At 68.2% G+C, this 19,321-nt stretch carries 17 protein-coding genes; 13 read left to right on the top strand and 4 right to left on the bottom strand.

What is annotated here, in order from left to right; translation table 11 throughout:
- Nucleotides 1-109 precede the first annotated feature (109 nt).
- On the top strand, nucleotides 110-2,191 hold the full coding sequence (locus AC07Z7_RS19265; protein ID WP_252658236.1) for a sodium-translocating pyrophosphatase: 2,082 nt from the start codon (nucleotides 110-112) through the stop codon (nucleotides 2,189-2,191).
- Nucleotides 2,192-2,290: 99 nt separating this feature from the next.
- A complete protein-coding gene (locus AC07Z7_RS19260) occupies nucleotides 2,291-4,657 on the top strand; it encodes a DUF1631 family protein (RefSeq protein WP_494767319.1) in 2,367 nt (788 codons plus the stop codon).
- A gap of 117 nt (nucleotides 4,658-4,774) precedes the next feature.
- On the opposite strand, the gene AC07Z7_RS19255 is transcribed toward AC07Z7_RS19260, so the two are convergent.
- From AC07Z7_RS19255 to AC07Z7_RS19245, 3 genes are read right to left on the bottom strand one after another with little or no spacing between them, the layout of a single operon-like run.
- Complete coding sequence (locus tag AC07Z7_RS19255; RefSeq protein ID WP_494767318.1) at nucleotides 4,775-6,211, bottom strand: sensor histidine kinase; 1,437 nt, start codon at nucleotides 6,209-6,211, stop codon at nucleotides 4,775-4,777.
- A complete protein-coding gene (locus AC07Z7_RS19250) occupies nucleotides 6,208-6,867 on the bottom strand; it encodes a response regulator transcription factor (RefSeq protein WP_494767317.1) in 660 nt (219 codons plus the stop codon). Before AC07Z7_RS19250 ends, AC07Z7_RS19255 begins: the two co-directional genes overlap by 4 nt.
- Before the next feature lie 33 nt (nucleotides 6,868-6,900).
- A complete protein-coding gene (locus tag AC07Z7_RS19245) occupies nucleotides 6,901-7,269 on the bottom strand; it encodes a PepSY domain-containing protein (RefSeq protein ID WP_494767316.1) in 369 nt (122 codons plus the stop codon).
- 113 nt (nucleotides 7,270-7,382) lie between these two features.
- Between AC07Z7_RS19245 and AC07Z7_RS19240 the strand changes: the two genes are divergently transcribed.
- The 6 genes from AC07Z7_RS19240 (at nucleotide 7,383) to AC07Z7_RS19215 (ending at nucleotide 12,486) form a co-directional block, all read left to right on the top strand.
- Complete coding sequence (locus tag AC07Z7_RS19240; protein ID WP_494767315.1) at nucleotides 7,383-7,787, top strand: DUF1924 domain-containing protein; 405 nt, start codon at nucleotides 7,383-7,385, stop codon at nucleotides 7,785-7,787.
- A 7-nt stretch (nucleotides 7,788-7,794) separates the two neighbouring features.
- The gene (locus AC07Z7_RS19235; protein ID WP_494767314.1) at nucleotides 7,795-8,319 is read left to right on the top strand and encodes a diheme cytochrome c; all 525 of its coding nucleotides are present in this window, start codon (nucleotides 7,795-7,797) and stop codon (nucleotides 8,317-8,319) included.
- Nucleotides 8,320-8,476: 157 nt separating this feature from the next.
- Nucleotides 8,477-9,244, top strand: coding sequence for a cytochrome b/b6 domain-containing protein (locus AC07Z7_RS19230; protein WP_494767313.1), 768 nt, complete (start codon nucleotides 8,477-8,479; stop codon nucleotides 9,242-9,244).
- A 30-nt stretch (nucleotides 9,245-9,274) separates the two neighbouring features.
- Nucleotides 9,275-9,439 (top strand): rubredoxin, encoded by a 165-nt coding sequence (locus AC07Z7_RS19225; protein WP_291445642.1) that lies wholly within the window; start codon nucleotides 9,275-9,277, stop codon nucleotides 9,437-9,439.
- 111 nt (nucleotides 9,440-9,550) lie between these two features.
- Entirely contained in the window at nucleotides 9,551-12,082 is a 2,532-nt protein-coding gene (locus AC07Z7_RS19220) for a cation-translocating P-type ATPase (RefSeq protein WP_494767312.1), read from the top strand.
- A gap of 17 nt (nucleotides 12,083-12,099) precedes the next feature.
- Nucleotides 12,100-12,486, top strand: coding sequence for a VOC family protein (locus AC07Z7_RS19215; protein WP_094291938.1), 387 nt, complete (start codon nucleotides 12,100-12,102; stop codon nucleotides 12,484-12,486).
- A 183-nt stretch (nucleotides 12,487-12,669) separates the two neighbouring features.
- Here the strand turns inward: AC07Z7_RS19215 and AC07Z7_RS19210 are convergent, their stop codons facing one another.
- The gene (locus AC07Z7_RS19210; protein ID WP_494767311.1) at nucleotides 12,670-13,275 is read right to left on the bottom strand and encodes a TetR/AcrR family transcriptional regulator; all 606 of its coding nucleotides are present in this window, start codon (nucleotides 13,273-13,275) and stop codon (nucleotides 12,670-12,672) included.
- A gap of 124 nt (nucleotides 13,276-13,399) precedes the next feature.
- On the opposite strand from AC07Z7_RS19210, the gene AC07Z7_RS19205 reads away from it, so the two are divergent.
- The 5 genes from AC07Z7_RS19205 to AC07Z7_RS19185 all read left to right on the top strand — a co-directional run bounded on the left by AC07Z7_RS19205 (nucleotide 13,400) and on the right by AC07Z7_RS19185 (nucleotide 19,257).
- A complete protein-coding gene (locus AC07Z7_RS19205; RefSeq protein WP_494767310.1) occupies nucleotides 13,400-14,221 on the top strand; it encodes a metal-dependent hydrolase in 822 nt (273 codons plus the stop codon).
- Nucleotides 14,222-14,239: 18 nt separating this feature from the next.
- Nucleotides 14,240-15,682, top strand: a complete 1,443-nt coding sequence (locus AC07Z7_RS19200) for a TolC family protein (protein WP_494767309.1) — start codon at nucleotides 14,240-14,242, stop codon at nucleotides 15,680-15,682.
- A gap of 5 nt (nucleotides 15,683-15,687) precedes the next feature.
- Nucleotides 15,688-16,686 (top strand): HlyD family secretion protein, encoded by a 999-nt coding sequence (locus AC07Z7_RS19195; RefSeq protein ID WP_494767308.1) that lies wholly within the window; start codon nucleotides 15,688-15,690, stop codon nucleotides 16,684-16,686.
- A gap of 214 nt (nucleotides 16,687-16,900) precedes the next feature.
- Nucleotides 16,901-18,097: an ABC transporter permease gene (locus AC07Z7_RS19190; protein WP_494767307.1), complete on the top strand. Its 1,197-nt coding sequence runs from the start codon at nucleotides 16,901-16,903 to the stop codon at nucleotides 18,095-18,097.
- Between the two features lie 14 nt (nucleotides 18,098-18,111).
- Nucleotides 18,112-19,257 (top strand): ABC transporter permease, encoded by a 1,146-nt coding sequence (locus AC07Z7_RS19185; RefSeq protein WP_494767306.1) that lies wholly within the window; start codon nucleotides 18,112-18,114, stop codon nucleotides 19,255-19,257.
- The last annotated feature ends 64 nt before the right edge of the window (nucleotides 19,258-19,321 follow it).

Raw genomic sequence — 19,321 nt, 5'->3', positions numbered from 1 at the left:
CCCTTTTCAAGCGGCGCAGGAGCACGAGGAAGCAACGCAGCGGAAGCACCACCGACCTGCGTTGTGATGTTTCCTTCCGTGCAACTGCAAAGATTGAAAGGAGTGACGAATGGCTGGAACTACAGCGCTGACTGCCCCCCTGATACTGGCTCTGGTTTGCGGATTGATTGCGGTGGCCTACGGGATCTGGGCGCGGGGATGGATCCTCGCCAAGGACCCGGGCAATGCCCGCATGCAGGAAATCGCCGCCGCCATCCAGGCCGGTGCCGCTGCCTACCTCGCCCGCCAATACAAGACCATCGCCCTCGTGGGCGTGGTGCTGGCGGTCCTCATCGGTATTTTTCTGGACGGCACCACGGCGGTGGGCTTTGTGGTGGGCGCAGTGCTCTCGGGCGCCTGCGGCTTCATCGGCATGAACGTGTCGGTGCGGGCCAATGTGCGCACGGCGCAGGCCGCCACGCAAGGCATCGGCCCGGCGCTGGATGTGGCGTTTCGCGGCGGGGCCATCACCGGCATGCTTGTGGTGGGGCTGGGGCTTCTGGGCGTCACGGCGTTCTACTGGTTCCTGGCGGGCAACGGCAACCTCACGCCCAACACCAAGCTGGCCACGCTGCTCAACCCGCTGATCGGCTTTGCCTTCGGCTCGTCGCTGATCTCCATTTTTGCGCGCCTGGGCGGCGGCATCTTCACCAAGGGCGCCGACGTGGGCGCCGACCTGGTGGGCAAGGTCGAGGCAGGCATCCCTGAAGACGACCCGCGCAACCCCGCCGTGATCGCCGACAACGTGGGCGACAACGTGGGCGACTGCGCGGGCATGGCGGCCGACCTGTTCGAAACCTACGCGGTGACGCTGATCGCCACCATGGTGCTGGGCGCGCTGCTGGTGGCCACCGCGCCGGTCAACGCCGTGGTCTACCCACTGGCGCTGGGGGCCGTGTCCATCATCGCGTCCATCATCGGCTGCTTCTTCGTGAAGGCATCGCCCGGCATGAAGAACGTGATGCCCGCGCTGTACAAGGGCCTGGCGATTGCGGGTGTGCTCTCGCTGGTGGCGTTCTACTTCGTCACGCTGTGGATCATCCCGGACAACGCGGTGGCCGCCAGCGGCAGCCAGCTGCGCCTGTTTGGCGCCTGCGCCACGGGCCTGGTGCTGACGGCCGTGCTGGTGTGGATCACCGAGTTCTACACCGGCACGCAATACTCGCCCGTGCAGCACATCGCCCAGGCGTCCACCACCGGCCACGGCACCAACATCATTGCGGGCCTGGGGGTGTCAATGCGCTCCACGGCCTGGCCAGTGGTGTTTGTGTGCACGGCCATCATCGTGGCCTACGGCCTGGCCGGGCTGTATGGCATTGCAGTGGCGGCCACGGCCATGCTGAGCATGGCAGGCATTGTGGTGGCGCTGGATGCCTATGGCCCCATCACCGACAACGCAGGCGGCATTGCCGAAATGGCCGAGCTGCCCAGCAGCGTGCGCGACATCACCGACCCGCTGGACGCGGTGGGCAACACCACCAAGGCCGTGACCAAGGGCTACGCCATCGGCTCGGCCGGGCTGGCGTCGCTGGTGCTGTTTGCCGACTACACGCACAAGCTCGAAACCTACGGCAAATCCATCAGCTTTGACCTGTCTGACCCGCTGGTCATCGTGGGCCTGTTCATCGGCGGGCTGATCCCCTACCTGTTCGGCGCCATGGCCATGGAGGCCGTGGGCCGCGCTGCCGGGGCCGTGGTGGTGGAGGTACGCCGCCAGTTCAGCACCATCAAGGGCATCATGGACGGCACCGGCAAGCCAGAGTACGGCAAGGCCGTGGACATGCTCACCACCGCCGCCATCAAGGAGATGGTGGTCCCCAGCCTGCTGCCCGTGATTGCACCGCTGGTGGTGGGCCTGCTGCTGGGCCCCAAGGCGCTGGGTGGGCTCCTCATGGGCACCATCATCACCGGCCTCTTCGTGGCCATCAGCATGTGCACCGGTGGCGGCGCCTGGGACAACGCCAAGAAGTACATCGAGGACGGCCACCACGGCGGCAAGGGCAGCGAGGCGCACAAGGCCGCCGTGACCGGCGACACTGTGGGCGACCCCTACAAGGACACGGCGGGCCCGGCCATCAACCCGCTGATCAAGATCATCAACATCGTGGCGCTGCTCATCGTGCCGCTGGTGGTCAAGTTCCACGGCGGGTAAACCCTTGGAACGTGTTTACGGTCTTATCACCGTCAAAAAGGGGCTTCGGCCCCTTTTTTGCCGCTTACCATCCGGGACAACGGTTTTTCTCCAGAAAAGATGGCCTTGAATCACACCACACCGTCTGCCGCCCCCGCTCCCTCCGGGCCCCACGCCCCGCTGTACCAGCGCATCGTCGAGGACGTGGTCGCCGGGGCCCGCCCGCTGATGGAGCGCATTGCCGAGGCCACGCGCATGTCCCTGCAGCAGCGCCTGGACCAGGCCCGCACCCCGGGAGAGCACCACGCCATGCTCGAAGCCCGCCAGCAGCTCATGCGGCTGAACGGGGTGATGAGCGAGCGCTACCCCGAGGCGCTGCGCAAGGCCCTGGAGCAACAATCCGGACACAAGGAAGAAAAGGCCACACGCTCGCTGTTCAGCGTGCATTTCGACGAGCTGGAGCTGATGGACGAGACCCAGATCAGCGACAGCGTGGAACGCGCCCGCGCCCGCCAGGTGCTGGCCTCGGCCGTCGAGGGGCCGCTGGCCGAACTCGACGCCCTGGTCTGCGCGGCCCTGGGGCAGCCGCAGGTGCGGCCCGAGCACAACCCGCTGCGCCCCGACGCTTTTTTGCAGGCGCTGCAGACCGTGGTGTCGCAGATGCAGGTCACCGAGCAGGTGCGGCACGACTGGATGGGGCAGATGGCGCAGGCGCTGGGCAAGGAGCTGCGGGCGCTGTATGTCGCGCAGACCGAGCGGCTCAAGCAAAGCGGCGTGCAGCCCGTGGGCTACGCCATGCGCCAGGCCAACGGCCAGTATGTGTATGTAGCCCCCGCTGAGGGCGGCGCATCGCCCGGCTTTGGCTTTGAGTCAGGCCCCGCCCATGATGTGGGCCCCATCGATCACCCCGAGCCCGCCACCGCCGACCCGCTGCTCACGCTCGGCCGCCTGCGCCGCCTGCTGCTGGGCGAGCTGGACGAGGCCGCCCCCCCCGCGCAGCCCCCGGCGGCCCCCGAGACCTTTGCCGAACGCTTTTCCCGCGAGTTCGAGCATCCGGACTCGCTCCCCCGCATCGACCCGCCCGCCACCGACTTCGCCATGACCGTGCCCGCCGCCTTCGAGGCGCTGCAGGAGATGAACCAGGTCGGTCAGATGATGGAGCGCCTGGGCAACCAGCGCGCACAGGCTGCAGGCAGTGCCGACACCAGCCCCGAAGGCCCCCCCGCCAGCCCGCCGCGCCAGCACACCGGCGGGCTGGCCCAGGCCCTGAGCACCGAGGTGGTGGCGCTGATGGTGGACAACATCGCGCGCGACAACCGGCTGCTGTGGCCCGTGCAACAGTTCATCCGTGCCCTGGAGCCCGCCCTGATGCAGCTGGCGCTGACCGACACCCGCTTCTTCAGCCACAAGGAACACGCGGCACGCCGTCTGCTGCAGGACATCACCGACCGCAGCCTGGCGTTTGACAGCACCGAGGCGCCGGGCTTCCAGAGTTTCATGCGCTCGCTCATGAACATCGCCGGGCCGTTGTCCACCGCCACCGTCGAAGGGCCGGAGGATTTCGAGCAGGTGCTGCAGCAGCTGCACGCCAAGTGGGCGCAAAAGGAGCAAGCGCGCAAGCAAGAGCGCCAGCGCGCCATCGAGGCACTCGAACATGCCGAGCGGCGCCACCTGCTGGCCGCGCAGATCTCGCGCGAGATCTGGCTGCTGCCGGACATCGGCAAGGTGCCCGACGCCGTCTCGCGCTTTTTGCTGGGCCCCTGGGCCCAGGTGATGGCCGAGGCACGCCTGGCCGACACCAGCCACAGCACCGACCCCGGCCGCTACCACGAGCTGGTGGAGGCCCTGATCTGGAGCACCCAGCCCGAGCTGACCCGCAAGAACACCGGCCAGCTTGCACGCCTGCTGCCCAAGCTGCTGGCCAAGCTGCGCGAGGGCCTGGCCTCCATCGACTACCCTGCAGAACGGACCGAAGCCATCTTCGCGCTGCTGATGCAGCTGCACCAGCAGGCCTTCAAACCCGGCCCGCGCGCGGCCACCCGCGCCCCCGCACCCCGCGCCGAGCCCCCCGCCCTGCCCCAGCCCGCGCCGCTGGGCGACGACGACCCCTGGGTCGCCCCCTCCGAGGCCAAGGAGTCCGGGTTCATGGAGTCCTCCCAGGCCCCCGAATCCGAGAGCCCCGGGCCTGCGCCGACACCCGCCAGCGGAACTGCACCAGCCTTGCCACCCCTGGCGATTGGCAGCTGGGTCAACCTGCTGGTGGCCGGCCGGTGGGAGCGCACCCAGCTGTCCTGGATCGGCTCGCACGGCAACTTCTTCCTCTTCACCAGCGCATCGGGCCATACGCAGTCGATGACGCTGCGGCTGGTGGACCGCCTCATCCAGCAAGGCGCCATGCACATCATTGCCCAGCAGACCGTGGTGGACGGCGCCCTGGACGCCGTGGCAGAGGCCGCCATGCGCAACAGCGTGGACAGCCGGATGTAAATTGCTATTTTATTTATAGCAAACAATCAAATACGGTCGGGCGCAGACGGCCATTTTTCTGCTTCATATACCTGCCCGCATGCGGAATCTGCACCGCAAGGCAGACAGGTCCCGCCGTCATTGCGGCGAGGCTTGCCGGGCGGCAGGCAAGGTGAGTGCGGCCTGCAACCCACCCAGTTCGGAAGACTGAAGATCCAGGCGCCCTGCGTACAGGGCCGCCAGGTCCTGCGCGATGGCCAAGCCCAGCCCTGTGCCTGGCACCGTTTCGTCCAGCCGCACGCCGCGCTCCAGAGCCAGCGCACGTTGCGCGGCGCCAATGCCAGGGCCGTCGTCCTCGACGCTGACCACGATCTGCAGCGGCTGCCCGCCATCGGCGAGCGCTTGCACCCGCACGCTGGACCGCGCCCATTTGTAGGCGTTGTCCAGCAGGTTGCCCAGCATTTCCTGCAAATCCTGCGCCTCGCCCGCAAAGAACAGGGGGGCATCGGGCTGCCCGACGGTGATGCCCACGCCCCGCCCGGCATGCACCTTGTTCATGACCCGCACCAGCCCTGCCACCACCGGCTCCAGTGCTGTGCGCTGGCCCGGCAGGTGCACCGATGCGGCCACGCGCGAACGCGCCAGGTGCCAGTCGATGTGGCGCTGCGCCACCTGCACCTGCTCGTGCACCAGCGCAGCCATCGCGGTGCCGTCCTTGGCTGCAGGCGCGCGGGCCGCGTTCTCCAGCACCGAAAGCGGTGTTTTCAATGCGTGCGCCAGATTGCCTGCCTGCGTGCGCGCACGCTCCACCACCTCGGCATTGCGGGCGAGCACGGCGTTGAAGTCATTCACCAGCGGTTGCACCTCTGCAGGGAATGCCCCCTGCAACTGGGTGGTGCGAGCCTGCTGCACATCCTGCAAGCCCCGCTGCAGCGCCTGCAAGGGTTTCAGCCCCACCGCCACCTGGGCCCAGGCGGCCGCTGCCAGCAGCGCCAGCAGCACCAGCAGCGACAAACCCAGCACGCGCGTGAACTGCGCAGTGGCCGCCTGTGTGGCCTGCAGATCGGCCGCCACGATCAGGCGCCAGCGCGCCGCATCCACGCCCCCGGCACGCACCGTGCGCTCCAGCACCAGCAAGGGCGCGCCCTGCGGGCCGACCACTTCGTGCACATGCACGGCCCCATCGGTCAACGCATCGGCCTGCAAAACCAGGCTGGTATCCCACAAGGAGCGCGAGCGCAACACCCCGACCCGGCTGCGCCCGTCGGGCGCCATGGCATCCACCTGCCAGTACAGGCCCGAGTACGGCTTGAGCCAGCGCGGGTCCGACAGCGTCTGCGCTGCAACCACCGGCTGGCCCTGGCCGTCGAACTCCAGCCGCGCCGTGACCTGGTCCAGCTGCTGCAAAAGGGTGGCCTCAAACTGCCGCTGCACATGCTCGCGGAACAGCCCGCTGAGCACCAGCCCCGCCAGCAACACAGCCACGGCCACACCCACCACCGTGACCGCCAGCAGACGGAACCGCAACGACCGCGACCAGTGCCAGGCCGCAGCAGGAAAACCGCCCCAGCTCATGGCGGCACCAGTCGGTAGCCCATGCCGCGCACCGTTTCGATACAGGTGCCGGGCAACTTCTTGCGCAGCCGCCCCACAAACACTTCGATGGTGTTGGAGTCGCGGTCAAAGTCCTGCGCATAGATGTGTTCGACCAGCTCTGCGCGCGACACCAGCACACCGGGGCGGTGCATGAAATAGTTCAGCACTTTGTATTCGTGCGCAGTGAGCACCACAGGCTGGCCAGCATGGGTCACGCGGCCGCTGCGGGTGTCCAGCTGCAAGTCGCCGCACTGCAGCACGGCAGACGCCTGCCCGCTGGCGCGGCGGATCAGGGCCCGCAGTCGCGCCAGCAGTTCTTCCATGTGAAAGGGCTTGGTCAGGTAGTCGTCGGCACCCGCATCAATGCCTGCGACCTTCTCGTGCCAGTTGTCGCGCGCCGTGAGGATCAGCACCGGCATGTTGCGCCCCTGGGCACGCCAGCGCTTGAGCACCGAGATCCCATCCACCACCGGCAGGCCCAGGTCCAGCACCACGGCATCCACCGCTTCGGTCTCGCCCAGAAACTGCGCGTCACGCCCGTTGTCGGCCTCGTCCACGGTGTAGCCCGCATCGTGCAGCGCGGTGCGCAGCTGGGCGCGTAGCAGGGTGTCGTCTTCTACCAGGAGGATGCGCATGGGCAGTGAACCACGGGGTCGGTGCTGGCCGTGTTATCGGCCGGTGCGCTGATCGTCGCGCGATTTGATGCGCAGCACCTCGGCGGTGCGCGCATCGAGCTTGACCTTGGTCAACTGCCCGGCAGGCGTCAGCAGCTTGATCTCGTAAATCCAGCGCTCGCGCTCCTGCTCCAGCTCCACTTCCAGCACCTGGCCCGGCATCTCGCGCTGCAGGCGCTCCAGCACCGTGGGCAGCGGCAGCACCTGGCCCGCCTGCACGGCCTGGCGGGCACGGTCGTGGTCGTCCTTGCCGCTGGCCCCAGCGGGTGGCGCGGCCAGCGCAGCAGCGCACAGCACGCAGGCCGCCAGACGCCACCGCTTCACGGGGCTGTGCGCAGAACCAGGTTGGAGAGAGAAAAACATGGCCGCATTGTCCCGCGCGAAATCTGAACAGCCGATGAACAGACCTTTCACGCGCCGTTCAGGCAGGGATTTCAACAATGGCCGCACAAGACAAAACCCACGAGGACCCTGGCATGACTTCCCTTCGCACCCTGACCTTGGCCGCGCTCTGCGCACTGGCAGCCGCTGGCACGAGCCAAGCCGCCGACACCACAGCCGCCCAACAGCTTGCCCACTGGAGCGCGCAGGCCGGCAGCCCGGGCAACGCCGACAAGGGCAAAGCGTTCTTCACCACGCGCCATGGCGGCGAGTGGTCTTGCGCATCCTGCCACGGCACACCGCCCACCGCGCAGGGCAAACATGCCAGCACCGGGAAGCCGATTGCGCCCCTGGCCCCAGCCTTCAACCCCAAGGCCTTTATCGACACCGCCAAGGTGGACAAGTGGTTCCGCCGCAACTGCAACGACGTGCTGAGCCGTGAATGCACCGCGGTGGAAAAGGCCGACGTGCTGGCCTACCTCAACGCCCTCAAGCCCTGAGAACGTCATGAAAAAACCAGTCCTACTACACCCTGCGACCCTGGCCGCCGCTGCGTGCGCACTCGCCCTGCTGTCCCTCACCAGCGCCCACGCGGACAGCGGGCGTGCCATGCCCCGCAATGTGCCCAACGCCTACACGCAGGAATGCGCCGCCTGCCACACCGCCTACCCGCCAGGCCTGCTGCCCGCAGCATCCTGGAACCGCGTGATGACGGGCCTCGACAAACACTACGGCACCGACGCATCGCTGGACGCCGCCACCGTACGCCAACTCAACCAGTGGCTGCAGGCCCACGCAGGCACCTACAAGCGGGTGAACGAGGAGCCACCCGAGGACCGTATCACCCGCTCGGCCTGGTTTGAACGCAAGCACCGAAAGATCGAACCCACCACCTGGAAGCTCGCCAGCGTGAAAAGCGCCGCCAACTGTGCGGCCTGCCACACGGGCGCAGACCAGGGGCAGTTTGATGAACACAACCTGCGCATGCCGGTAGGGCTGGATGCCCGTTCCCGCCGCGCCTGGAACGACTGAGAGCGGTGAACAGAACTCTTCTGGCGTCGTTGCTGTGTCTTGTCGTACTGACCGTACTGCCTGCGACACAGCGCCTCGCCAGAACCGCTTCGCTGAGCCCTGTTCGCCGCTCTCGATCTGCATTGAATCTGACCTGTATCCGATCAAGGAAAACACGATGAACAACACACCCACCCTCCATCCCGCCGACGCCTCGGCGCAACCCGCACCCGCCAAGGCCCCCAGCCGCCGGGTGACCGATGCGCCCACGCGCATGTTCCACTGGCTGTTTGCACTGTGCTTTGCCGGGGCCTACGCCACGGCCGATGGCGAGCACTGGCGGCTGCTGCACGTCACACTGGGCTACACCATGGCGGGGCTGCTGGGCTTTCGCCTGATGTATGGCATCTTCGGGCCACGCACCTCGGGCCTGGGCCTGCTGGGGCGCAAGCTGGCGGGGGCGCCCGCATGGCTGCGCGCCCTGCCCCAGGCCACATCGGTCACGCAAATCAACTGGCGCCAGGGCCAGAACCTGCTGATGGCGCTGGCCATCGTGCTGCTGCTGGCGCTGGTGGTGCCCCTCACCCTCAGTGGCTACGCCACGTACAACGACTGGGGCGCTGCGCTGGGTGGCAACTGGATGGGCGAAGCGATGGAAGAAGTGCATGAGTTCTTCGGCAACGCTCTTCTGTTTGTGGTGTTGGCCCATATCGCGCTGATTGCTGGCTTGAGCGTGCTGCGCCGCAAGAACCAGGCCCTGCCCATGCTCACCGGCCGGGTGGAGGGCAAGGGGCCCGACCTGGTCCCCAAGAACCGCACCTGGCTCGCCGCCCTGCTGCTGATCGCAACCCTGACCTTTGGCGCCTGGCAGTGGCAGCAGTCGCCCAGCGGATGGGTGGCCAACGGCACATCGACCGAACGCCAGCGGCACCACGATGACGACTGACGCCCAACCCCATGACGAAGGAACCACGCCATGAAAATCTACATGTGTGCCGTTTGCGGCTGGATCTACGACGAGGCTGCAGGCCTGCCTGACCATGGGATCGCGCCCGGCACCCGCTGGGCCGACGTGCCCAACGACTGGCGCTGCCCCGAATGCAATGTTGGCAAGGCTGACTTTGTGATGTGCGAGGTGTGAAGGAGAGGTATCGGGTGCGGCCCACTGCGCTGCGTCAGGGCTGCAGACATCGGTGCGCGGTATAACCTTTACACCATTGCATCCTCTGTGCAACGCAGCCTCACACACCCCATGCCACCTACCGACTCCCCCACCGGGCTCGACCCGGCCCTGGCCGCCCAGCGCCTGCGCGACGAGGGGCCCAACGAACTGGGCATCACCCAGCGCCGCACGCTGCGCGACATGGCCTGGGATGTGGTCACCGAGCCCATGTTCCTGCTGTTGCTGGGCGCAGGCGCCATCTACCTCGCGATGGGCGATGCGCATGAGGCGCTGATCCTGCTGGGCTTTGTGGTCATCATCATGGCGATCACGGTGCTGCAGGAGCGGCGCACCGACAACGCGCTGAACGCCCTGCGCGACCTCTCCAGCCCCCGAGCGCTGGCGTTGCGCGGCGGCACCCTGGTGCGCATTGCAGGCCGCGACGTGGTGCGCGAAGACCTTCTGATGATTGCCGAAGGCGACCGCATCCCGGCCGACGGCACGCTGCTGCAGGCCCACGAGCTGGCCGCCAACGAATCGATGCTGACCGGCGAATCCGAGCCTGTGGCCAAACAACCATCCGACAAGGTGTTTGCAGGCACGCTGGTGGTCAGCGGCCAGGGTCTGCTGCAGGTGACTGCCGTGGGGCGCCACACGGAGCTGGGTCGCATCGGCCAGTCGCTCGACACCATTGCCCTGCAGGCTTCGCCGCTGCGTGAAGAGATGGCGCGGCTCACACGCAAGCTGGTGGTCATCGGCCTGTCGCTGTGCGCGCTGCTGGTGGTCCTGTTCTGGGCGCTGCGGGGCGACTGGCTGCAGGCCGTGCTGGCGGGCATCACGCTGGCCATGGGGGTTTTGCCGCAAGAGCTGCCCGTGATCATGATCATCTTCCTGGCCCTGGCCGCGCGGCGGCTGGCGGCGCAGCAGGTGCTCACGCGGCGGCTCAACGCCATCGAGACGCTGGGCCAGACCACGGTGCTGTGCGTGGACAAGACCGGCACCCTGACGCAAAACCGCATGGCCGTGGCGGCGCTGTGCATTGCGGGCCAGGAGCTGGATGTGCAGAACCTGCCCGCCGCAGCGGATGGCAGCGCGCTGCCCGATGCCTTCCACGAACTGCTCGAATACGCCGTGCTGGCCAGCGAGATCGAACCGCACGACCCCATGGAGCAGGCCTTTCACCGCATGGCGGCGGACCACCTGGTGGACACCGAGCACCTGCACCCCACATGGTCGCTGGCACGCGAATACGAGCTGTCGCCCCAGCTGCTGGCCATGAGCCACCTGTGGCGCGATGGCACCTCGGCGCACGACACCGTAGCCACCAAGGGCGCGCCCGAAGCCGTGGCCGACCTCTGCCACCTGCCCGACGCCGAGCGCGCCGCCGTCAGCGCCCAGGCCGCGCGCCTGGCTGACCGGGGCCTGCGGGTGCTGGGCGTGGCCAAGGCCCGGCACCGCACGCAAGACACCTGGCCCGACGCCCAGCACGACTTTGACTTTGAGTGGCTGGGCCTGGTGGCCCTGGCCGACCCGCTGCGCCCCGAAGTACCCCAGGCCGTCGCGCAGTGCCGCCAGGCGGGCATCCGTGTGGTGATGATCACAGGCGACCACCCCCGCACCGCGCGCGCCATTGCAGCCCAGGCAGGCATCGCCAACAACCGCGTGGTCACAGACGACGAGCTGGCACAGATGCCGCCCCAGGTGCTGGCCGACCAGGTCCGGCAGGTCAGCGTGTTTGCACGCATCAAGCCACACCAAAAGCTCGCGCTGGTGGAAGCCCTCAAGGCCCAGGGCGAGGTGGTGGCCATGACCGGTGATGGCGTGAACGACGCCCCTGCCCTCAAGGCCGCCCACATTGGCATCGCCATGGGCCAGCGCGGCACCGATGTGGCGCGCGAGGCTGCCGCTCTGGTGCTGCTGCACGACGACTTTGCAGCCATCGTGCTGGCGATTCACCGGGGGCGGCAGACCTTTGCCAACCTGCGCCAGGCCATGGTCTACACGCTGGCGGTGCACGTCCCCATCATTGGGCTGGCGCTGCTGCCGGTGCTGTTCGGGCTGCCGCTGGTGCTGGCGCCGCTGCACATCGCGTTTCTGGAGCTGGTCATCGACCCGGCCTGCTCCATCGTATTCGAGGCCGAGGAAGGCGCGGCCAACCTCATGCAGCAGCCGCCACGCACGGCCGACGAACCCCTGCTGTCCGCCCGCCACATCCTGCTGAGCGTGCTGCAGGGCAGCGTGGTGACGGCCGCCGTGGTAGGCCTGTATGCCTGGCTGCTGAGCCAGCCCGCACATGCCGCCACCGCCAGCACGGCCGCGTTTGTGGTGCTGGTGACCGCTAACGCCGCACTGATCCTGCCCAGCCGCAGCAACCAGCCCCGCTGGCGCAGCCTGTGGGCAGGCCTCACGCCGGTCAGCTTGTGGGTGATCGGCGGCACGCTGGCGGCGCTGACGGCCATCACCACCGTTCCGTGGCTGTCCGGTGCATTCAAGTTTGTGCCATTGCCAGCGCTGCACTGGCTGCTGGCCTTGATGGCAGGGCTGGCGCTGACTGTTGCGTTTGTCGCCAATCAGCGGTGGCTGCAGAATGCAAAGTCCGCGCCGCAATCACCGACGGCCTGACCACACCACCGCCCGCCATGCCCCTCACCCTCGACTCCCTCGACCACGTCGTCCTCACCGTCGCCAGCATTCCGGCCACCATCGCCTTCTACGAGCGCGTGCTCGGCATGGCCGCACGCGAGTTCAAGCCCCAACGCTACGCGCTGCACTTCGGCACGCAGAAAATCAACTTGCACGAGGTGGGCACCGTGGTGGACCCCAACGTGCGCCATGCCAAGGCGGGTTCGGGTGACCTGTGTTTTCTCACCAGGACACCGCTCGAAGAGGTCATCGCACACCTGCAGGCCGAAGGCGTGGCCGTCGTACAGGGCCCGGTGGGTGCCACAGGGGCACGGCAGCGGCTGCGCTCGGTCTACATCTACGACCCCGACGAGAACCTGATCGAGATCGCGAACGAGATATGACCCCCCCCTGAGTCGCTTCGCGCCTTCCCCCTCTCTCGTCTCGCTGCGCGAGCCGGGAGGGGGACGCCCCCAGCGCGGCGGGGCGGCCCTTGCGCGGGGGCACTGGCTCAGGCCGCGCCAGTTTCATGCGTCGTGGGTGGCGAGCACCGCTGTGAGCAAGCGCGAGCAAATTTGCGGTTGCGCTCAGAACTCGGCGGAGATCGCTGCACGCAGCAGCATCGCGGCGGGCTCCACCAGCTCCTGCAGGTCGTTCGCGCGCTCCTGCTCGATGGCCTGCAACACCATCTCGTTGATGCCGCCCACCACTGCCATCGCCATCGTGGGCTGCAGCGGCGTCTTGCGCAGGCGCTCGCCGGGGCGGTTGTTGACGACATCCAGCATCAGGTCGGCCAGCTGCTGGTTGGCGCGGCGCCGCGCCGCCAGGCCTGGTGCACCCAGGCCCAGGATGTCGATGAACAGGGTGCGCAGCAGCACCGGGTTGCGCGCCAGCACGCCAAAGTCGGCCGCCATGGCCTGCTCCACCTGGGCCTGCCAGTCGCTGTGCGGGTCGATCGCGCCGCGCAGCACGGCAATGGCGTTGCCGCTGGCCACCTCGTACAGCGCAATCAGGCATTCAGCCTTGTCGGCAAAGTTTTCATAGAAGGTGCGGCGCGACACACTGGCCTCGCGCACGATGTCGGCAATCGTGGTGTCGGCATAGCCCTTGGCGGCCACGGCGCGGGCCATGCCTTCGAGCAGGCGGGCGCGGTGTTCATTGCCCGGGGTGGGGGTGTCGGCAGCGGCAGTCATGGCAAAAAAATCCCTCGAAATCGGGTTAGGTACTTGACAGTACCACAGTTGACCTGCATCATACAAACCACTCGGTACTGCAACGTACCAATCTTTCCCCTCCTGCCCCTGACGGAGATCGCCCATGACCGAACTTGTTGTCCGCCGTCTGCTGATTGACCTGGAAACGCCGTTTGCGCGCCAATGGTGCGGCGGTGACGCATTTCGCACGGCGCTGTTCAACGCGCTGTCGATGAGCTTCCCTGTGGGCGAGCAGTTCTTCATCGACGCCGTGCGTGACGGCCACAAGGCCCTGCCACCCGACCTGCAGGCACAGTTCGCCGACGAGGTGCGCGGCTTCATCGGGCAAGAGGCCACACACCGCCGCCTCCACGCGCTGTTCAACGGCCACCTCGAAAAACAGGGCCTCGTCAACGACTGGGCCCCGCGCGCCGCAGAGCGCATGAAGCTGTTTGCCGGGGCCGACCCGCGCCACCCGCTGGCCGTGACGGCCGCCAACGAGCACTTCACCGCCCTGCTGGCCGAATGGCTGCTGGCCCACCCCGAGGTGCTGCAGGGCGCCGAGCCCCGCCTGGCCACGATGTGGCAATGGCACTGCGCCGAAGAGGCCGAACACAAGAACACCGCGTTCGACCTGTACCAGGCGCTGGGTGGCAACCACGAATGGCGCATCACCTGGTTCCGCCGCATCACCTGGGTGTTTTTGGGCGATGTGCTGCGCCAGACCGTGAGCAACCTGCGCCAGAGCGGCACGCTATGGAAGTGGAGCACCTGGGCCAGCGCCGCGCGCACGCTGTTTGGCCAAGGTGGCCTGGTGCGCGAAAGCTGGAAGCCCTGGCGCCAGTACCTGAAGCGCGACTTTCACCCCGGCCAGCATGGCAGCGACCTCTCGGAGCGCTGGCTGGCCGAACACAGCAACGCCTACACGCCCGTGGGCGCCCGCTGACAACAACGACCTGAAACCATGACGACGAACCCCACGCCCCGGCGCACCGGCCGGGCAGGCGGAGCTTTGCTGTGCCTGATCGCATCCGCCCCCCTGGCCCTTACTGCCTTCATCGCCCTGCCTGCCCAGGCAGAACCCCTGGCCTTTGACGCCGCGCAGCAGCAACTGCTGCAGCGCTCAGACCACCTGGCCGCATCGCGCCACGCGGTGGAAAGCGCCCAGCTGCGCCGCGACGCACTGCAGCGCCTGGGCGGCCCGGTGGTCCACCTGAGCGGTGCCGCCTATGCCTACAACGCCAACCTGGACGTGGACCTGAACCCACTGAACCGCGCGCTGCCCGGCGTGCTGTCGCAGCTGCCGCCGCAGCTGGCAGCGCCCCTGGCACAGTTGCCTCACCTGCCATCGAGCTACACGCTCAACCGCAGCAAAAGCGACACCACGGCATCGGTCTCGGCCGTCTGGCCCATCTACATGGGCGGCGCCAGCAACGCCGCACGGGGCCTGCTGGACGCACAGACCCAGGAAGCCCAGGCCGACGCCACCAAGACCGGACACGAAGCCACCACCCTGCTGGTGCAGCGCTACTTTGGCGCCCAGCTGGCCGAGCGCGCCGCCGTGCTGCGCGAGGCGGCCCTGGCCACCATCGAGCAGCACGATGCCGCCGCGCAGAAAATGCTGGACGCAGGTGTGATCGCCCGCGTGGAGCGCCTGCAGGCCCGCTCGGCCCTGGAGGAAGCGCGCCGCAACGCCCGCAAGGCACGCGACGACGCCGAGCTGGCCACCACCGCGCTCACCCGCACGCTCAAGGCCACCGAGTTGGTCACACCCACCAGCCCGCTGTTTGTGCTGGGTGGGCCGGTGGAACCCCTGCCCCACTTCATCGACACCGCGCTGGCCCGCCACCCCGGGCTGGACAAGGTGGCCGCCAAAAAGGAACAGGCCACCCAGCTGCACGCCGCACAGGAGGCGCTGCGCAAGCCCCAGGTGTTCGCATTTGGCCAGCGCCAGCTCAAAACCGGCAAGGAAGCCGACTGGGTGGCCGGTGTGGGCGTGCGCTGGACGCTGTGGGACTCCATCGACCGCAACACCCTCGCCGAGTCGTCCAACCGCCAGATCGCGCAGGCCGAGCGCACCGGCGCGCAGGCGCAGAACGACATCGCCCTGCTGGTGGAAAAGCGCTGGCTGGCGCTGGAGCAGGCGCGGCGCGCCTACCTGGCGCTGCAGCCCGGCCTGGAGCTGGCCGACGAAGTGCTGCGCCTGCGCACCGCGGGCCTGAAGGCGGGCACCAGCACCACGCTGGACCTGATCGACGCGCAGGTGAACCAGGCCAAGGCCCAGACCGAACGCGCCCAGGCCGCGCACGATTACGTGAAGGCACTGGCCGAGCTGCTGGAGAGCTGCGGCCTGTCGGAAGACTTTGGCAAATACATGGCGCGTGCTGACGCAATGAAAGTGGAGTGAACACGATGAGCAAGAACAACAGCAAAAAGGCGGCCGTGATCGGCACGGTGGCCTTCGTGGCCGTGGCGGGCTTTGTGGGCTTGGGCCTGTGGAAGGCATCGCAGCCCGCACCCGAGGTCTTCCAGGGCCAGATGGAGGCGCAAGAAGCCGACATCGCCCCCAAGGTCACGGCCCGCATCGCGCAGATCCTGGTGAAGGAAGGCGACCAGATTACCGTCGGCGCGCCGCTGATCCGCATGGACAGCCCCGAGGTCCAGGCCAAGCTGGCCCAGGCCACCGCCGCCCAGGAGGCCGCGCAGGCCGTGGCCGACAAGGCCCAGCATGGCGCCCGCCCGCAGGAGGTGGAGATGGTCCGCCTGAACTGGCAGCGCGCCGTGGCCGCCGCAGACCTGGCTGAAAGCTCCTTTAAGCGCGTCGATGGCCTGGCGCGCGAAGGCCTGGTGGCCGCACAGAAACGCGACGAGGCCGAGGCCAACTTCAAGGCATCGCGCGACCAGGCGCTGGCCGCCAAGGCCCAGTATGAGCTGGCCCGCGCGGGTGCCCGCAGCGAAGACCGATCAGCCGCCAGCGCCCAGGCGCGCCAGGTGGCCGGTGTGGTGGCTGAGGTGCAGGCCGCCCAGGCCGAGACGGAACTCAAGAGCCCCGTGGCAGGTGAAGTGGCCAAGGTTCTGGCACGCACCGGCGAGCTCTCGCCCCAGGGCGTGGCCGTGGTCACGGTGGTGGACCTGAAAGACCAGTGGGTGGTGCTGAACGTGCGCGAAGACCGCCTGCAGCGTTTTGCCATCGGCAACGAGTTTGAGGCCACTCTGCCAGCCCTTCACGGAAAGGACGGCAACCAGACCGTGAAGTTCAAGGTCTACCACACCGGTGCCCTGCCCGACTTCGCCACCTGGCGCGCCACGCGCGCAGGCCAGGGCTTTGATGCCCGCACGTTTGAAGTGCGCGCCCGACCGGCAGCCCCCATCGAGGGCGCCCGCCCCGGCATGACGGTGCTGGTGCGCTGAAATGCGACACCCCCCTGAGCGCCTGCGGCGCTTCCCCCCGCTCTCGCAACGCTGTGCGTTGCGGGCAGGGGGACGCAGCCCTCGCTGCGGGGCGGCCCTTGCTCGGCTGCCCTGGCTGGGCCGCGCCTGTTTCGCGCCTTGCTATCGGTGTGAAACGCAATGGCTCCAATGCGAAAAGTTGCCTCCAACGCCTATCTCATAAGCGCAAGTAGCTATGAATTCAATAGTAAACAGCTTCCGCCGCGAAGCCCGGCGCCTGGCGGCCGACCCCTGGGACCTGGCCATGGTCACCTGGGTGCCGCTGCTGGGCGTGGCGCTTTTGTGGTGGATCTTTTCGGCCGGGCTGCCGCGCCACCTGGCCGTGGGGGTGGTCGATGAAGACCACTCCAGCCTGTCGCGCCAGCTGGTGCGCATGCTCGACGCCACCCCCGGCGTGCAGATCACGCAGCAATTTGCCCACACGGGCGAGGCAGAACGCGCCCTGCGCAACATCGAGGTCTATGCCGTCGTCACCATCCCGCGCGACTTTGCGCGCACCGTGAAGGAAGGCCGCACCGCCCAGGTCACCCTGCTGCACAACGCGCAGATGGGCACCCATTCGGGCCTGCTGCAGCGCGATGTGCGTGCCGCCGTGGGCACGCTGTCGGCGGGTATCGAGATGGCCGCACGCAACAAGCGCGGCGAGGCGGCGCGAGCCGTGCGCGTGAGCATGGAGCCCATCCACACGCAGATGGTGGCGCTGTTCAATGTGTCGAGCAATTACGAGCAGTTTCTGGGCGCGGCGCTCATCCCCGCTCTGCTGCACATCCTGGCCATGACGGCGGGCGCCTGGACGGTGGGCCGCGAGCTGCGCGACCGCAGCCTGGGCGAGTGGCTGGGAAACGCGCTGGGAGACGCGCCGGGCGCGGGTGGCCTGCTCGACACAGCGGGCTCGCTCATCGGCAAGCTCGCGCTGCCCTGGGCCACGCTCACCCTGGTGGGCCTGCTGGCGCTGGTGGGCATCACCTGGGGCCGGGGCTGGCACCCGCCGGGCAACCTCGCCTGGGTGGCGGGTGCGCTGGCGCTGCTGATGGCGGTCTCGCTGGCAGCCGGTGCCGCGCTGGCCGCCCTCACGCGCTCATTGCGCACCGCGCTGTCGGGCGCGGGATTTTTCGCCGCCCCGGCATTTGCGTTCAGCGGCGTGGCGTTTCCGCTGTCGGGCATGCCCGCCAGCGCCCGCGCCTGGGCCGAGGCCATGCCCTTCACCCACTACATCCGCCTGCAGATTGAGCAGTTGCAGATGGGCGCGCCGCTCAGCACCAGCGTTTCGACCATGGGGGCGCTGCTGGTGGCCACCGGCGTGCTCGGGCTGGTGGGCACCGTGGGCCTGCACCTGGCCGCCCGGCGGCCGGACACCTGGGGAGGTCGCTGACCATGGACACCCACATGAATAACACCCCTCGCAACCTGCTGCACGCCTGGTTGCAGGCCCTGGCCACGGTGGCGCGCGACAAGGGCGTGCTGCTGCTGCTCATCGGCGCCCCCGTGCTCTACGGCTTTTTCTACCCCTGGTTCTACGCCGACGAGGTGCTCACCCGCGTGCCCGTGGCCGTGGTGGACATGGACCGCACCAGCCTGTCGCGCCAGATCACGCGTTTTGCCGACGCCGACCCGCGCATCGAAGTGCGCCTGGTCACCGCCAGCGAGCACGAGGCGCAACAGGCCCTGTGGCGCGGCGAGATCGAGGGCTATGCCGTGATCCCGCCCCACCTCAAACGCAATGTGGTGCGCGGTGAAAACGCCGTAGTCAGCATCGAGGCCAACGGCGCCTATGCGCTGCTCAACAAGGCCGTGCAGTTCGGTTTTGCCGAGGCCGTGGGCACAGTGTCCGCCGGGGTCGAGATTAGGAAGCTGCAAGCCAGCGGCCAGAGCGCCCAGCAGGCCCGCGCCAGCCGCGCCCCAGTGCAGCTGCAAACGGTGGCGCTGTTCAACCCCATCGAAGGCTATGGCAGCTTTGTGGTGCCCGCCGTGGCGCTGCTCATCCTGCAGCAGACCCTGCTCATGGGTGCCGCGCTGCTCGCCGGCACCTGGGTGGAGGCGGGACAACACCGGGCCAGCGCCACCACCTGGCTCGGCCGCCTGCTGGCGCTGAGCACGCTGGGCTGGGCCAGCGGGCTGTTCTACTTCGGCTGGATCTTTGTGCTGCACGACTACCCGCGGGGTGGCAATCCGCTGGGCGCACTGGCCCTGCTGGCCTGCTACGTGCCCGCCATCGCGGCGCTGGGTTCGCTGCTGGGCCTGTGGTTTGGCAACCGCGAGCGCGCGCTGCAGGTGCTGCTGTTCACCACGCTGCCCATCGCCTTCGTCGCCGGTTTCTCGTGGCCTGTGGAGGCCCTGCCCGAGCCGCTGCAGTGGCTGCGCTGGCTGCTGCCCAGCACCTCGGGCGTGCAGGCCTCGCTGCGGCTCAACCAGCTGGGGGCGCCGCTGCAGGCCGCGCTGCCGTATCTGTGTGGTCTGGTGGCTCTGGGTGCTGCGTGCACCGCGGCGGTGTTGTACAAGGCGCGCCCCCTCGCTCGGGCCCAGGCGTCCTGATCGCCCCGCACCGCCCGGCACCTATCACCGGCGCACAGGCAGCCCGCCCCACACATCCATGGCC

Source organism: Acidovorax sp. GW101-11A03, from assembly GCF_059424825.1.
The sequence above is the reverse complement of the archived record's forward strand: the minus strand, read 5'-3'. Positions and strand labels throughout refer to the sequence as shown.

Excerpts from the sequence above, each read along its gene's own strand:
- AC07Z7_RS19230 (WP_494767313.1), top strand. The coding sequence starts at position 8,477 with ATGAACAACACACCCACCCTCCATCCCGCCGACGCCTCGGCGCAACCC.
- AC07Z7_RS19260 (WP_494767319.1), top strand. The coding sequence starts at position 2,291 with ATGGCCTTGAATCACACCACACCGTCTGCCGCCCCCGCTCCCTCCGGG.
- AC07Z7_RS19235 (WP_494767314.1), top strand. The coding sequence starts at position 7,795 with ATGAAAAAACCAGTCCTACTACACCCTGCGACCCTGGCCGCCGCTGCG.
- AC07Z7_RS19265 (WP_252658236.1), top strand. The coding sequence starts at position 110 with ATGGCTGGAACTACAGCGCTGACTGCCCCCCTGATACTGGCTCTGGTT.
- AC07Z7_RS19190 (WP_494767307.1), top strand. The coding sequence starts at position 16,901 with ATGAATTCAATAGTAAACAGCTTCCGCCGCGAAGCCCGGCGCCTGGCG.
- AC07Z7_RS19185 (WP_494767306.1), top strand. The coding sequence starts at position 18,112 with ATGAATAACACCCCTCGCAACCTGCTGCACGCCTGGTTGCAGGCCCTG.
- AC07Z7_RS19210 (WP_494767311.1), bottom strand. The coding sequence starts at position 13,275 with ATGACTGCCGCTGCCGACACCCCCACCCCGGGCAATGAACACCGCGCC.
- AC07Z7_RS19195 (WP_494767308.1), top strand. The coding sequence starts at position 15,688 with ATGAGCAAGAACAACAGCAAAAAGGCGGCCGTGATCGGCACGGTGGCC.
- AC07Z7_RS19245 (WP_494767316.1), bottom strand. The coding sequence starts at position 7,269 with ATGTTTTTCTCTCTCCAACCTGGTTCTGCGCACAGCCCCGTGAAGCGG.
- AC07Z7_RS19215 (WP_094291938.1), top strand. The coding sequence starts at position 12,100 with ATGCCCCTCACCCTCGACTCCCTCGACCACGTCGTCCTCACCGTCGCC.
- AC07Z7_RS19255 (WP_494767318.1), bottom strand. The coding sequence starts at position 6,211 with ATGAGCTGGGGCGGTTTTCCTGCTGCGGCCTGGCACTGGTCGCGGTCG.
- AC07Z7_RS19240 (WP_494767315.1), top strand. The coding sequence starts at position 7,383 with ATGACTTCCCTTCGCACCCTGACCTTGGCCGCGCTCTGCGCACTGGCA.
- AC07Z7_RS19220 (WP_494767312.1), top strand. The coding sequence starts at position 9,551 with ATGCCACCTACCGACTCCCCCACCGGGCTCGACCCGGCCCTGGCCGCC.
- AC07Z7_RS19250 (WP_494767317.1), bottom strand. The coding sequence starts at position 6,867 with ATGCGCATCCTCCTGGTAGAAGACGACACCCTGCTACGCGCCCAGCTG.
- AC07Z7_RS19225 (WP_291445642.1), top strand. The coding sequence starts at position 9,275 with ATGAAAATCTACATGTGTGCCGTTTGCGGCTGGATCTACGACGAGGCT.
- AC07Z7_RS19200 (WP_494767309.1), top strand. The coding sequence starts at position 14,240 with ATGACGACGAACCCCACGCCCCGGCGCACCGGCCGGGCAGGCGGAGCT.
- AC07Z7_RS19205 (WP_494767310.1), top strand. The coding sequence starts at position 13,400 with ATGACCGAACTTGTTGTCCGCCGTCTGCTGATTGACCTGGAAACGCCG.